At 27.0% G+C, this 15497-nt stretch carries 12 protein-coding genes; 3 read left to right on the top strand and 9 right to left on the bottom strand.

The genetic code is table 11. The features are described from left to right. The first annotated feature begins 1 nt into the window (after position 1). Together CRU91_RS04035 and CRU91_RS04030 are read left to right on the top strand one after the other, a co-directional pair. Positions 2 to 691, top strand: a complete 690-nt coding sequence (locus CRU91_RS04035) for an efflux RND transporter periplasmic adaptor subunit (RefSeq protein WP_113893648.1) — start codon at positions 2 to 4, stop codon at positions 689 to 691. Position 692: 1 nt separating this feature from the next. Further along, the gene (locus CRU91_RS04030; RefSeq protein ID WP_113893646.1) at positions 693 to 3725 is read left to right on the top strand and encodes an efflux RND transporter permease subunit; all 3033 of its coding nucleotides are present in this window, start codon (positions 693 to 695) and stop codon (positions 3723 to 3725) included. 7 nt (positions 3726 to 3732) lie between these two features. Here the strand turns inward: CRU91_RS04030 and CRU91_RS04025 are convergent, their stop codons facing one another. The 3 genes from CRU91_RS04025 to CRU91_RS04015 all read right to left on the bottom strand — a co-directional run bounded on the left by CRU91_RS04025 (position 3733) and on the right by CRU91_RS04015 (position 6276). Further along, complete coding sequence (locus CRU91_RS04025; RefSeq protein WP_113893644.1) at positions 3733 to 4335, bottom strand: hypothetical protein; 603 nt, start codon at positions 4333 to 4335, stop codon at positions 3733 to 3735. A 2-nt stretch (positions 4336 to 4337) separates the two neighbouring features. Next, positions 4338 to 4937 carry a MarC family protein gene (locus CRU91_RS04020; RefSeq protein WP_113893642.1) on the bottom strand — a complete coding sequence of 200 codons (600 nt, stop codon included), beginning with the start codon at positions 4935 to 4937 and terminating at the stop codon, positions 4338 to 4340. Positions 4938 to 4998: 61 nt separating this feature from the next. After that, positions 4999 to 6276, bottom strand: a complete 1278-nt coding sequence (locus CRU91_RS04015; protein ID WP_113893640.1) for a Wzz/FepE/Etk N-terminal domain-containing protein — start codon at positions 6274 to 6276, stop codon at positions 4999 to 5001. Between the two features lie 222 nt (positions 6277 to 6498). Here CRU91_RS04015 and CRU91_RS04010 point away from each other — a divergent pair, with 222 nt between their 5' ends. Next, entirely contained in the window at positions 6499 to 6960 is a 462-nt protein-coding gene (locus tag CRU91_RS04010) for a helix-turn-helix domain-containing protein (protein WP_113893638.1), read from the top strand. Here the strand turns inward: CRU91_RS04010 and CRU91_RS04005 are convergent, their stop codons facing one another. The 6 genes from CRU91_RS04005 to CRU91_RS03980 form a co-directional block, all read right to left on the bottom strand. Beyond that, positions 6961 to 9939, bottom strand: coding sequence for a MutS-related protein (locus tag CRU91_RS04005; RefSeq protein WP_235826944.1), 2979 nt, complete (start codon positions 9937 to 9939; stop codon positions 6961 to 6963). It lies immediately after the preceding gene. Beyond that, a complete protein-coding gene (locus tag CRU91_RS04000; protein WP_113893634.1) occupies positions 9915 to 10337 on the bottom strand; it encodes a heme-binding domain-containing protein in 423 nt (140 codons plus the stop codon). Before CRU91_RS04000 ends, CRU91_RS04005 begins: the two co-directional genes overlap by 25 nt. Before the next feature lies 1 nt (position 10338). Beyond that, positions 10339 to 10656 (bottom strand): thioredoxin family protein, encoded by a 318-nt coding sequence (locus tag CRU91_RS03995; protein ID WP_113893724.1) that lies wholly within the window; start codon positions 10654 to 10656, stop codon positions 10339 to 10341. Positions 10657 to 10689: 33 nt separating this feature from the next. After that, entirely contained in the window at positions 10690 to 12240 is a 1551-nt protein-coding gene (locus CRU91_RS03990) for a 2-isopropylmalate synthase (protein WP_113893632.1), read from the bottom strand. A 299-nt stretch (positions 12241 to 12539) separates the two neighbouring features. Beyond that, complete coding sequence (gene ftsH / locus CRU91_RS03985; RefSeq protein ID WP_113893630.1) at positions 12540 to 14648, bottom strand: ATP-dependent zinc metalloprotease FtsH; 2109 nt, start codon at positions 14646 to 14648, stop codon at positions 12540 to 12542. A gap of 3 nt (positions 14649 to 14651) precedes the next feature. Beyond that, a complete protein-coding gene (locus tag CRU91_RS03980) occupies positions 14652 to 15470 on the bottom strand; it encodes a 50S ribosomal protein L11 methyltransferase (RefSeq protein ID WP_113893628.1) in 819 nt (272 codons plus the stop codon). Between the last annotated feature and the right edge of the window lie 27 nt (positions 15471 to 15497).

The raw sequence follows: 15497 nt of genomic DNA, 5'->3' as shown, positions 1-15497 counted from the left end.
AATGAAAATACAATTTTTAATACTTTTTTTAGCAAATTTTTTATTTGCTAATATTTATGCAACTTATGAAGTAAAAGCTCTAAAAGAAGCCTCTTTAAATGTTTCAACAGTTGGAGTTGTTTCTAAAATAAATACAGATATTGCAAATCAAGTAAATAAAGGTGATATTTTACTTGTATTAAATGATTTAGAAGAAAAAGCGAACCTTGAAATATCAAAAAATGACTACAAATTTTTATTAACTCAATATGAAAGATATAAAAAAAGTGCTGAAGTTTTTGATAAAAATAGCTTAGATAAATTAGAAGCCGAACTAAAAAGTGCAAAAGATTTGATAAATCTAAATGAAGCAAAACTCTCAAAGATGAAAATCATTGCTCCATTTTCTGGTGTAATTTCTGAAAAAAATATCGAAATTGGAGATATGTCAAATAATAGTGAAAAAGCTTTATTAAAACTTGTTTCAAATGAAAAAAAACTTCTTTTAGCCTTTGATTCAAAATTTGCACAAGATGTAAAAGTGGGTGATAAGTTTTGTATAAATTCAAATAAAGAAGAAAACAAAACTTGTGTTGAAATTTACAAAGTTTACCCTACTTTAAATAGTGAAAAAAAGCTAAATGCAGAAGCTTTTGGAGTTGATTTAAAAGTTGGTAATTTTGGCGATGGTTCAATAATAAAAGGAAACTAAGATGTACAAACTTGCCATTTCAAGACCAATTACAACTTTAATGTTTGTATTTGCTCTAGTTTTCTTTGGATATACTCAAATGCAAAAAATGCCAATTGCCTTTTTACCAAATGTTGATTATCCTGTTGTTAGTATAGTTACAACTTACGATCAAGGTTCAACTGAAATTATCGAAAGTAAAATAACTGATAAAATAGAAGAAGCAATAAGTGGTATTTCAGGAATTGATATTATAAGGTCAGATACTTCAAAAAACCAATCAATCGTAATCGCACAATTTGAATTAAGTAAACCAGTGGAAGAAGCAGCAAATGATGTAAGAGATAAAGTATCAACTGTTGTTTTACCAATTGAAGCTGATAAACCTATAATCGAAAAATTTTCAAGTAGTTCTGCTCCAATCATCACACTTTTCTTATCAACAAAACTTGATAATCTTGATTCTTTAATGCTTCATGCAAATGAAGTAGTAAAACCAATTTTACAAAGTATCGAAGGAGTTGGAGAGGTTGATATTGCAGGTTTTAGAGATAAAGTAATCAAAATCTATCCAGATACAACTCTTTTGAGTAAATATAATCTTGATTTAAATAATCTAGCTTCAAAAATAGATGAAGAAAATATCAAAAAGGATGGTGGAAGAGTAATCCAAAATGAAAAAGAGTGGAATATTTCTATTGATTCAGATGCTATAAATGTTGAAGAGCTTGAAAATATAAAAATAAAAGATGGAATAAGACTCAAAGATGTTGCAATAGTTGAAGAAACAATAAAAGATGAAAGAACTTTTGCAAACTACAATACTCAAAAAGGTGTTTTACTACAAGTAAAAAAAATCTCTGGAGCAAATGAAGTAAATATTGCAAAAGTAGTAAAAGAAAAAATCCCTTATATAAAAGAGTTATCAAGTGATTTTGACATAAATTTATTATTTGATACTACAACATTTATAGAATCAACTTATAAAAGTGTTCAATTTGACTTAATTTTAGGTTGTTTTTTAGCTTCTTTAATAGTATTTGTATTTTTAAGAAATTTCACTTTTACAATCATTGCAGCTATTTCTCTTCCTGTTTCAATCTTAGGTGTTTTAGCAGTTATGGGTTGGAGCGACCAAACTTTAAATATTTTGACTCTTACAGCCTTAACTTTATCAATAGGAATTATAATAGATGATGCAATAGTTGTAATAGAAAATATCTATAAAAAATTAGAATTAGGTAAAAGTCGATATGAAGCAGCACTTGAAGGAGTAAAAGAAATCTCTTTTTCTATTTTAGCTATTTCAGCTATGCTTTTAGCCATTTTTATTCCTATTGCAAATATGAGTGGAATTGTAGGTAAATTTTTCAAAAGTTTTGGTATAACAATTGTAGCTTCGGTAATAATCTCATATATTATTGCAATTACTGTTATTCCTATGATTAGTTCACTTTTGGTAAATCCTAAACACTCAAAATTTTATTTGATGACAGAATCAATTTTCTTATCAATGGATAGAATTTATAAAAATCTTTTAACAAAAGCTATAAATTTCAAACTTACAACTTTACTTGGTGCATTTGTAATATTTGTAATTTCTATAATTTTATCTTCAAACTTGGGAATGGTTTTTATGCCAAAAGAAGATAGAAGTCAATTTCAAATCTCTATCAAAGCAAATGCAGATATTTCTATGGATGAGATGAAGAAAACTGCAATCAATATCCAAGAAGAATTGCTTTCAATAAATGAAGTTGATTACTCTTCTTTGACTATTGGACTAAATGGAAATATTTATGAGAGTTCTATTTATGTAAGGTTGATTCCAATTGAAAAAAGAACTAAAAACCAACATCAAATAATGGAAGAAATTAGAAAAAAATCAAAAATATTTGAAAATATAGAAATAAATGTAAATGAAACTGACGATATGAATTCAGGCGCTGAGATTATGACTCCTTTTCAACTTATACTAAAAGCAAGTGATTCAAAACTTGCTGAACAATCAGCAAAAAAACTAATAAATTATTTAAAAACAATTGAAGGAACAACAAATATCCAAAATAATATTCAACCTAAAAAAGCTGAAGTTTCTATAGAAATACTAAAACAAAATTCTTCAAAATTTGGAGTAAAAAGTAGTGATATTGCAAGAGTTATTGCCATGGCATATTCAGGGGAAATTGCAATAAGTAATTTTAATAAAAATGGTAAAGAGTATGATATTGTGATGAGATTATCTGATGATTTAAGAACAAATAAAGATGTGATAAATCAGTTAAATGTAAAAAATGATAAAGAAGAACTTATTGCTTTATCAAGTTTGGTAAATATAAATAGTAAAGAAATAGCTTCTGTTATAAAAAGATATGATAGGCAAAAACAAGTTACAGTTGGAAGTGATATAACAAATGGCTTAGCTTTAGATGCCTTAGTAAGTTTTGTAGTTGAAAATGAAGATAAATGGCTTTTAGATGGAGTTACATATACTTTTGAAGGTGATGCAAAAGATATGCAAGATACAGCAACTGCCTTTGGTGTTGCAATCATGGCTGCAATTATAATGATATATTTAATCCTTGCTTCATTATATGAATCTCCACTTCAACCAATAATTATTATGAGTGCTATGCCACTTAGTTTTACAGGAGCGTTTTTAGGGCTTTATTTAGCTAATATGAATATGAGTTTGTTTAGCATGATGGGATTATTTTTACTTTTAGGTTTAGTTGGGAAAAACTCAACTTTGATAGTTGATGCAGCAAATAGAAATAGACAAAACAATATAGCTTTAGATGAAGCGATTATCGAAGCAGGAATATCAAGATTACGACCTATTTTGATGACAACTATATCTATGTGTTTAGGGATGCTTCCTCTTGCAATTTCTGTTGGAGAAGGTTCAAGTATAAAAGCTCCTATGGCAATTAGTGTTATTAGTGGCTTGATAATATCTACAATTTTAAGTTTATTTGTAGTTCCAGCTTTATATAGATTATTAGCTCCACTTGATGATAAAGTTAGAAAAATTTATACTCATAAAAGAGTTTAAATAAGATTTATTTGTACTCTATTTTTGATACAACTAACTTTTTATTTATAAAGGGATCAACAATAGCTTCAATCTCTTCAAATTGGTATTTTAAAGGAAACCCAATCTTTGAGTTTGTAGCTGTTGATTCTAAAATATAAAATTTTTTATGATTTACATATAAAGCTTTTTTATCTATATTTTCTTCAAGATTTATAATTACAAAAATATGTTCTGGAACTAAAACAAAATATGCTTCATAACCTTTTGTTTTAAGTAGTGAAATAAGCAAATTTGATTTGTCATCACAATCGCCAAAATTTTGCTCAACAACTCTCCTTGGATTTTTTGCGATTCCATCATTTATTTTATATGGAATTCTTGTAACAAAATCAAGCATTGATTGAACTTCACATATTTTATCATTTCTACAATCTTTTGTAAGAAATAAAGCTAGATTTTTTGTATATTCATCAACTCTTACTTGATTTACATAAGTTGCTTTTCCAATATCTGTAAATCTTGTTTTTACTACAAAAAAAGATTGATAAATTATATAAAAAAGATACAATAAAAATATTGTTGAAATAATAAAAGATAAATATTTTAGAAATTTATTGTTTATTAACAAAACTACAATCCTAAAAAGCTTTTTATTCCATCAAACATTATTTGTGCTGATAATGCAGCCAAAAAAAGACCAGTTATTTTTGATATTATCAATAATCCATCTTTTCCTATAAACTTTTCTATGATACTTGAAAGATATAACATCGTTCCAATTAGCAAAATAGCACATAAAAGAGCTAAACTTCCAATAATAAGTTTTGAAATAGTATGAAACTCTGCTCCAATAACAAGCAGAACTCCAATAGTTCCAGGTCCAATAGTAATAGGCAAAGCCAAAGGAACAACTGCTAAATCAGATAGATTTTTATCTGTTGGTTTTTGACCATCTTTATTTCCATATATAAGCCCAACTGCTGTTAAAAATAACAATGCCCCAGCTCCTATTTTAAAAGCATCAAGAGTTATTCCAAAAACTTTGAAGATGTGTTGCCCAAAAAATAGTAAAACTAAAGATATAACAATAACTGAAAATGTAACCTTAACTGCCAATTTTCTCTTTTCACTTGGTGTTGCATCATTTGTAATAGTTAAAAATACTGAAAGAACAAAAAATGGTGTCATAATAAAAAACATTTTTAAAAGCGTTGATATAAAAAAGTCCATATTTTTTCCTAGAATAAACTAATTTTGGGCTTATTCTAGCTTTTATATTTTAAAATAGAGTTTAATCTTTTCTAATAAAATTAAAAATAAACACTAAAAATATTGACAATATAAATCCAGTTACAAAGGAAACTGCTAAAACCAAATTTTTCTTTGGTTTTATAGGATAATCATTTACTATATAATTTCCTACTAGTTTTGAATTGCTAAGATTTTGTTCAGATTTTTTAAAATTCAAAGTATCTATTTTTTCGTTTAATTGAGTTATTTTAGTTTGAAATTCAATATTTATTCTATCTTCAAGCTTTCTAATAGTTTCATTTGAAACATTTAATTTTTTATTTTGTAAATCTTTTATATTTACATTTGAAATATTTTTCTTTTTATTTTCTAAATCTTTGATTTGAATTGTTGTAATATTTTCCAATTTATATTTTAATTTTGGGATAGTTTCAGTTTGAATAAGTTCAATTTGTAGTTCTAAATCTTTGATTTGATTTTGTGCATTTGTTATTAAATTTTGATAATTTAACATTTGAACAGATGCTATCATAGAAATTGAACTATCTGATTTATCTATATTTTTATTTAATTTATCTAGTTCTAAAATATAAGTTTTTAAGCTATTTGAGTAGTAATCAATTTTATCTTGTAACGATTTTATTTTTGAATTAGAAAAAAACTCTATTTGTTTTTTTAAGCTTGGTATTTCTTGAGATTTCAATAAATTTATCTCTTTATTTATATTTTCAATATCTTGTGTTTTCAAAATCTCAATTTGCCTATCAATATTTTTTAACTCTTGCCCTTTTAAAATTTCTATTTGTGATTTTATATTTTTTATCTCAATATTATTTATAAAATCTATCTCTCTTTTTGTATCCAAAATACTATTATTTAAAACTATTTCATATTGTTTTATTTTCTCAATAAATAAATTTTGAATAAATATTAAAATTTCTTTATTTCTTTCTAAAGCATTTTCATTTAAGTAACTTTCTGTTTTTATTTCTAAAAGATTTTTTACACCTTTTATCTGTTTTATAGCACTTACTATCCCTTTTTCAAAGCTATTTTCACCAACTTTTGCTTCATCAACTGAATATATAACTTTTAATTTTTGCTCTAAAATATTTATATCTTCAAGTATTTCATTGTTTATATACCCAATCTCAATATAAGATTTCACTTCATATATTGGTGTTTTATTATAAATATAAAATCCTGCTAGAATAGTTGTAAATATAGTAAAAATAGATATGAAAAGCTTTTTATTCCATATTATTTTAAATAACTCTTTTAAATCTATTTCATCCTCTTGTAAATATCTATTTTGCATTTTTTATCCTAATAAATTTGTAGAGAATATAAAATATAGTATTCCAATCAATAAACTTGCTGTAAATATCATTCCGTACAAATATAATTTTTGTTTTTTTTCCATTTTATTTTCCCTATTTTCCTAAATTTGTATCTATAATACAAATAATAATAAAAAATTGTATCATATATATTCTTTACTTTTGTACTATAGATACAAAAAAATAGGATAAGTACATTTATGGAGACTTTTGAAAGAATAAATCAGCTTCTAAAAATCAATAAGTTATCAAAAAAAGAGTTTTCTAAAAAGCTTTTAACTCTTGAACCAAAATTAAAGAACACAGGAGAAATACCATCTGAAAATACTATCTATGCATATTTAAATGGAAGAATTGGTATAAAAATAGAGTTGATTCCATATATAGCTGAAGTATTAGAAGTACCTGAACAATTATTGTTTGATGATAGTTCCGCTAATAGAAAAATGTACTTAAAACATATTTTGGCTACCGCTTCAAGTGAAGAAAAAGAGTATTTAAAATCTCATTTATGTAGTCATACAAATATTAATAATAAAATAAATAGAAACAATATAGATAAGATAAATGAACTATTAGTTTATGCACCTGAAATATTTTTAAAAGAGTTAGAAAATACTTTAAAAAACTACAAAGATTTGACTTTGAAGTTTACAAAATAGCTATTTTTCTTCCAAACTTGTATAGTGCAACTCTAAACCTTTAGAGGTTGCTACAAAACCGTTTACATTGATAGTTCCATCGTGTACCATTTTATGATGTTCTTTACAAAGTGGAATAAGATTGTATTTATGGTTTGCATTTATATGTCCTATAAATCCATCTTTGTTTGCTCGTGCTTGTTCTTTTATATGATGAACATCATCACAAGCTTTTCCACAAATCACACAATTTGAAGCAAAAACGTTGTTATTGTATTTTGAAGTTTTCTTTTGAGATAATCTTTCTAGTGGATTATAATCATCAGTTAATTTTTTTCTTATTTCATTTGCAACACTTAAAAACTCTTTATCCATATGAAGTGATTTAGCATATTCTAAACCATACATAGAAGAACCACTTCCAAAAGATAGTTTTCTATCAAATATCAGTTTATCTTCATCATCTTTATAAAAAACAGATAAATGCAAAGAGATGATATTTTTTAATTTTTGTATCTCTTCAATTTCAGGTAATTGATGTAAATGTGTAGCAAAAACAAACAAAGCTTCAAGTTTTGCTAATTTTAAAATAGCACTAGCAACGATACTCAATCCACTCATAGTTTCTGTACTATGAGAAATTTCATCTCCTAAAATAAGAGAGTTTTTAGAAGCACGATTGAAAATATTTTTAAGTTCTAGCATCTCAACTGCAAAAGAAGATAAACCTTTTGCGATATTATCAGCTCCACTAATTCTTGTATAAACTGCATCAAAAATAGAAAATCTCATACTTTTACAAGGTACATAAAATCCTGCTTGTGCAAGTATTACACAAATTCCTATGGCTTTCATAAGTGAAGATTTTCCAGAAGAATTTATCCCATAGAGTAATACTCCGTGCATTTTATTGTTATACATATTTACTGGATTTGAATTTTTTATGATGATATTGTCTTCATACTCTTTTGATGCAAGACTAAGTTCGCCTAAAATAATATCATTTGGGACATAAATTCCTTGTTCCTCATTTGCTTCAATTATTGGATGTCGTAAATCAATAAGTTCTAAAAAGTTTTCATCATCTTTTGTTTTTACTATTTTTGGACAAGTATAATTATATTTTTTTGCTGTTTTTATATTTGAAACTGTTAAATCAACCTCAGCAATGAATTGAACTAATTCTTGAAGTAAAACAGCAAACTTTTTCTCAAATTCGTGAATTTTTTCTCTAAATACAAGTTTATTTAACTCTACAATTTTTCGTAAATTATGTACATATTTATCCGAAACATCTTCAGTTAATTTACAAAATATTTTTACAGAATTTGTCTGAACTTTGATATTGAAATCCTTAAATAGATGCAATTCATCATCAATAATCAAATGAGAATTTAGTAACTCTTTTTTTATTAGATTAAACCTACTTTTTGTTAAAGATATAAAGAATCCTTCTTTATCAAGTCGATTTATACTCACAAAGTTTGAATCATCAACTTTCATAGATGCTAAAATATGGTTTCTTAAAAGTTCAAGTTTTGAATATAAAATCTCATTTTGACTATTTAATTCATCAATTTGACTGTTGATTCCAAAACTAACCATATTTGTATCAACATCTTTTAGCATATATTTACCACTAACATTCAAATCAAATGTAGAATCAATAGATTGAATAAATAAAGCCAAATCAGCACTACTACAAGGTGGAGTTATAAACTTATAATTTTCCATAAAAGTTACAACTTCTTTTATACTTATCAAAGAATCATACAAATAGTTTAGCTCAAAAGGATGAAGTCTATTTAGCTTTATTCTTCTTGTTAATCTTTCAATATCATAAATATTTGCTAACTCATTTTCTATTGGTGAGTGGTAATCATACAACTCTTTTGATAAGGCATATCGTCTAAGAAGCTCTTTGCTATCTTTAACTGGATGAGTAAGTCGCTCTTTTAGAAGTCTTTTACCCATAGCTGTTGAAGTATGGTTTATAAGTTTTATTAGACTTGGATTATGTGTAGTTTCTATTATATTTAATTGCTCTAAAGCATTATTTCCTAAATATATATATTTACTAATATCAAGTTTTTCTGGATATGAAAGTTTTTGAATGATATTTGAATCATGCCCTATTACAAAATCAATTAAAACTGCAAGTGATTCAGTACTTAAAGGAACTCTTTCCATATCAAGATGTTCAATAGAAGTTAAAAGAGATTCTATACTAAATACATTTTTAAAAAGTTCATTTTGATAAGATATTTTTGGTCTAAAGTTTCCTATATGAAAAGTTTTAAGGCTAAGTTCTAAATAGTCAAGAACCTCTTTTTGATTTATATTCTTATCTGCAAAAGTTACAACTATTTCATTTGTTTTGTGCATATTCATATAATTAAATACTTCATCAAGTGCAAAAAACTTATCTTCACTAGTTCCATGAACTTCATTGTAATAACATTTTCCTGTTGTTACATCAATTGCACTATAACCAACTAAATAAATCCCTCTTATTTGATCAATCAAAAGCGAAGTTACGTTATTTTCATCTTGTGAAATCACAAAATCAAAGTTTGTTCCTGGACTTACAACTGTATCTAAGTATCTACTTACATTTGGGGGAAGTCCCTTTTGCCGTATAATAGCAATAGTATATTTTTGCTCATTTATTATTCTAGCCAAATGTTTTTCAAGGGAAATAGCAGGAACTCCAGCCATTATAGGATTCTCTCTTGAGTTTTCTAAAATAGATTTATTTTTTCTTGTTAATTGAATATTTAGAAGTTCTGCTATCTCTTTTGCTTTTCCTATTTTTTCTTTATCGTTGTTTACTTCATAAACTTCAAAAAATGTCCCTATTTCCATAAGAACTAAAGCATTTGAACCATACTTTTTCTCAAATAATTTTTGAAGTTTAAAATACGTAATAGTAAGCAGTTCACCCCTATTTTCTAAAAGTTCAGCAACCTCTTCTCTCACGGTACTCGAACTCCAGTCCATTTTCTAACCATTTCTCTTTCTTCTTTTGTAATATCGGCTTCAATATGTACTAAAGTATATGCAGGAAGTGGCATAGCAGAATATACGCTTCTATAAATAGCTTTTAATTTTGCTTGTTTTTCAACATAATTATAATTTTCCCATTGAGAAAAATTTAAAGCTCTAACACCTTCTTTTGTATGATTTATAACTACCCAAGAAAAAGGAGCAATATTTGAGTACCAAGGATAATTTATTTGATTTGAATGACAATCATAACAAGCTTTTACTAATATTTCTTTAATATTCTCTGGTGCTTGTAGTTCAGAAATAGAATTCTTTTCATATTCAATCTTTTCTGGTCTTATAAACTGCATAGCTACAAACACTAAAACTAATATTCCTATTGCTAATTTCATATTAAAATACCATCTTATATAATCTTTCTATATCTTCTTCAAACAAAGATAAACTAATATTTCTACCATATCTTTTAAACTCTTTTCCTTCAAAAAAAACTACTATCATTGGATTTGAGAAAATAGTAAAATTTGTACTTATTTCCATATTATCTTCAATAAAAATTGACTTCATTAAAGGAAAATTATTTTGTAAACTATGCTCTATTTTCGGTTTCAAAACTTTACAAACAGAACAATCATTTGCACTAAAATATAGTAAAACCGCTTTATTCTCTTCTAAAATATTTTTTATATCTTTTAAAATATATTTTTGCATTATCATTTAAAAGATAGGATTTAACCTATCTTTTTATACCTGATGTCCACAGTTTTTTGTAAGTCTATTTTTTTGAGAAAGGTATGAATTTAAAGCTCCAATATAAGCATTTGCAGTTGCTTGCATAGTATCTATACTCAATCCATGCCCTACAAAAGCTTGACTATTTTCAAAGCTAACTCTTGTTGTAACTTTTGCTAAAGAGTCTTTACCTTCACTTACAGATATAACCTTATAATCTTTTAATTCTCCAGAATATCCAGTGATTCTATCTATAGTTTTAAAAATAGCATCCATTGTTCCATCACCTAAACCAGCATCTTTTATGATTTTATCTTCATATTTTATAGATACAGCTGCCATTGGCATACCACTTGAACAGTCGCTTATTTGTAAACCTACTAATTCATAAATTTTATCATGATTTAAAGCTTCATCAGTTATCAACATTCTTACATCATCATCTGTTATATCTTTTTTCTTATCTGCTAAAACTTTAAATCTTTCAAAAGCTGCATTTAATTCATCATCACTAACTTTATCAAATCCTAATTGAACTATTTTATCTCTAAATGCTGCTCTTCCACTATGTTTTCCTAAAATCAATGTGCTATCTTTGATAACTCCTACATCTTCAGGTCTCATAATTTCATAAGTTTCTTGATGTTTTAAAACACCATCTTGATGGATACCACTTTCGTGTGCAAAAGCATTTTTACCAACAATTGCCTTATTTTGTTGTGGTTCAACTCCAGTTATTGTTGCAATTAATCTTGAAGTTGCATAAAGTTCAGGTGTATTAATATTTGTATATAAATCTCCAAATATATCTTTTCGTACCTTTATAGCCATAACAGCTTCTTCTAAAGCAGAATTTCCTGCTCGTTCACCCAAACCATTTATAGTAACTTCTATTTGTCTAGCACCATTTAAAACTGATGCTAAAGTATTAGCTGTTGCCAATCCTAAATCATTGTGATTATGAACTGAAATTATTGCTCTATCTTTTGCATATTCACTCAACTCTTTTATCATAGAAGCTAACTCTGTTGGTAATCTATATCCAACAGTATCTGGTAAATTTATTGTCTTTGCTCCTGCATTTATAACTGCATCCATAACTTCTTTTAAAAATGATATTTCACTTCTTCCAGCATCTTCACAAGAAAACTCTACATCTTCAACAAAAGTTTTAGCATATTCAACAGCTCTTACAGCTCTTTTTATAACTTCATCTGGTGTCATTTTTAATTTATATTGCATATGAATAGGACTTGTTGCAATAAATGTATGAATTCTATGTTTATTTGCTTTTTGTACTGCTAAACCTGCTTGTTTTATATCATTTTCTATTGCTCTACTTAAAGAACAGATAGTTGAATTTTTAACAATTTGTGCGATTTGACTAACTGCATCAAAATCACCTGGACTAGCTGCTGCAAAACCAGCCTCTATTACATCAACTCCTAATTTCTCTAATTGTAAAGCAACTTTTATCTTTTCATCAGTATTCATAGAGCAACCAGGGCTTTGTTCTCCATCTCTTAAAGTAGTATCAAATACAATAATTTTATTTTTATCCATAATATTTACCTTTTAATTTAACATTTGATTATATCTTTTTTTAAATAAAAAAAGAAAAACAGATTTTTGGAATATTTAATTATAAATTTATAATTAGAGTGATTGTTTTAAGAGGAGTAGAGAGTTTACACTTTTAATGAAATTGCTTTTAAAAATATCAAATATTTTCATATTACTCTCCTTTTTTATAAATAGTTCTGAAAGTATATTTTATTTTTTTATAATTGTCAAGGAAAAATTTTATCGTTTGTAAAATATATATAAATTTATTTCAAAGTATAACTTTGAAATAAATTAGTTTATGAGTTTTCAGTAGGTTTAGTTTCTTCTATTTGAGAATTTTCAGAAGATTTATCTTCAATATTATCTTTTTGCTCTTCTTTTACTTCACTTTTTGAAGTTTCATCTTCTTTTTCTTCTTCTTTATTTAAGGCTTCTGTATGTAAATCTTCATCTTCAAAAACAGTTCCACCATTTCCTTTTATGATTTCCCTTACTCTTTCACCTGAAATTACTTCTATATCAAGAAGTTCTGCAGTCATTTCCTCTATTGATTGACTATTATCTCTTAAAGCTTGAAGTACAACTTTGTATCTTTCATTTAGAGTATCTTTTACATGGTTATCAAGTTCTTTTGCCATAGCATCTGAAAAATCTTTTTGAGTTTGTCCACCTAAAAATTGGTTTGTTCTTCTTTCCAATACCATTAATCCAGCAATATCACTCATTCCATAAATAGTAGCCATAGATTTTATAATATTTGTTGCTCTTTCTAAATCATTTCCAGCACCAGTTGAAATTTCACCAATAAATACTTCTTCTGCAGCTCTTCCACCTAAAAGAACATCAACTTCAGCTATAAGTTCATGTTTTTGCATAAGATACTTGTTCTCTTCAGGAGTATTAAGTGTGTATCCTAAAGCTGCTAAACCTCTTGGTACTATTGATACTTTATTTACTTTTTTTGCACCTTTTGTAATTTCAGCAATTAAAGCATGTCCACTTTCATGGTAAGCTACAATTTTTCTCTCTTTTGGAGATATTCTTCTACTCTTTTTTTCTAATCCAGCAATTTGTCTTTCAACTGCTTCTTTAAAATCAGTTGCTTCAACTTCATTTTTAGAAGCACGTCCTGCTAAAAGTGCAGCTTCATTTATAATATTTGCTAAATCAGCTCCTGCAAGACCAGCTGTCATTTTAGCAACTTCTTTTAAATCAACATTTTTAGCCAATTTTACATCTTTAATATGTACATTTAAGATCTCTATTCTTCCTTCATAATCAGGCTTATCAACTAAAACTTGTCTATCAAATCTTCCTGGTCGTAAAAGTGCTGGGTCTAAAACTTCTGGTCTATTAGTTGCAGCAAGTACAATTACTGGTGCTGATTCAGTAGAAAAACCATCCATTTCAGCTAAAAGCTGATTTAATGTTTGTTCTCTTTCATCATTTCCACCCATTGGTCCACCACTAGCTCTACTTTTTCCAATGGCATCTATCTCATCAATAAATATAATAGCAGGTGCTACTTTTTTTGCCTGTTCAAATAAATCTCGAACTCTACTTGCACCAACTCCAACAAACATCTCAATAAATGCTGAACCAGAAACAGATAAAAACTGTACATCAGCTTCACCAGCTACTGCTTTTGCTAAAAGAGTTTTTCCAGTACCTGGAGGTCCTACAAGTAAAACACCTTTTGGAATTTGAGCGCCAAGTCTTACATATCTATCAGGAGCTTTTAAGAAATCTACAACTTCTTGAACTTCCTCTTTTGCCTCTTTATTTCCAGCCATATCATCAAATTTTACTTTAGGCTTTTCAGAATTTATCATTTTTTTAGAAGAACCTATTCCAAGTATTCCTCCACTTCCACCACCCATAGATTTTTGCATTCTTTTAACTAAGAACATCCAAATAGCAAAGAATAAGAAAATAGGAATTACCCAACCAAAAAGAATATCTGATAAAACATTTTCTTCATTTATTCCACCATATCCAATATTATATTTTTCTAATTCAGGAATTAAAGTTTCATCAGGAACTACTCTTCTTGCTGTATAAGTAACTCTTTGTATTCCATCATTTTTGCTTATCGCTCTAATTTGAGTATTTCCAATACCAACATACTCAATTTTACCAGAACTTATCAATTTCTTTAACTCTGAATAAGCAATAGTTTTATTTGAACCACTATTACTACCAAAGGCTTGTATATTTTGGTTTGGTGTAGCATTTACTACTTCTTCTGGCATAATTACTTTAAAAGCAAATATAGTAACTATTGCAAAAATTACAAATATTAAAATTGGATTATTATTAAAAAAGTTGTTGTTATCGTTGTTATTATGATTATTATTTGGCTGTCTATTATTTTGAGGTCTGCCATTTTGTCGTTTGTTATTCATCTTTTAAGACTCCTTACTATTTTTGAAAACTATTGTTACCCATTCATTTTTATGAATAGTTTTTAGTTCTTTTAAATCTTGAAATTTATTTAAAACTCTTTTTTCATGTTTATCTAAAATTCCTGAAAGTATCAATACACCATCATCATTTAAACATTTTTTCAAATCACCTGCTATCATAACAAGTACATCTGCTATTATATTTGCTACAACTACATCATATTTTTTTGTTGATTTTGAAGCTGAACCAATCCAAAATTGATTAAATTTCTCCTTATTTAATTCAAAATTAGATTTTGTACTATCTATACAAATCTCATCTGTATCACAAATATCAACAATTGCACCTTTTTTAGCACTAGCTATTGCTAAAATTCCACTTCCTGTTCCAACATCGAGTAAAGTATCATTTTTTTGAACAAACTCATCGATTGCTTCTATGCAAGATGAAGTTGTTTCATGATGTCCTGAACCAAAAGCTAATGCAGGATCGATGATAATATCTATTTTATTGTCCTTTTTTTCTTCCCAAGATGGACGAATATAAAAACTTCCAACTTCAACTGATTTTATAGAGTCTTGATATTTTTTAATCCAATCTATATTATCTTTCTTTTCACAAGATATCTCACATTCAGTTTGCAAAACTTCACCAAACTTTTTTACAGCCTCTGCAAAATCATCAAGATTATCTTCACTTCTTATTATTATAAATCCATCATTCTCTTCAATTGCATCAGTTGTGATAGACTCAACTAAATCCAAAAAAAGTTCATAATGGCTTTGTGGTTTTATCGCCAATTCAAAATATTGTTTAGACAAAAATTTTCCTTTTCTAATTTTTTTAAA

This window comes from Aliarcobacter vitoriensis (genome assembly GCF_003316695.1).
Taxonomy (GTDB): domain Bacteria; phylum Campylobacterota; class Campylobacteria; order Campylobacterales; family Arcobacteraceae; genus Aliarcobacter; species Aliarcobacter vitoriensis.
Note: the sequence above shows the minus strand (reverse complement) of the source record. Positions and strands in the feature narration are given on the sequence as shown.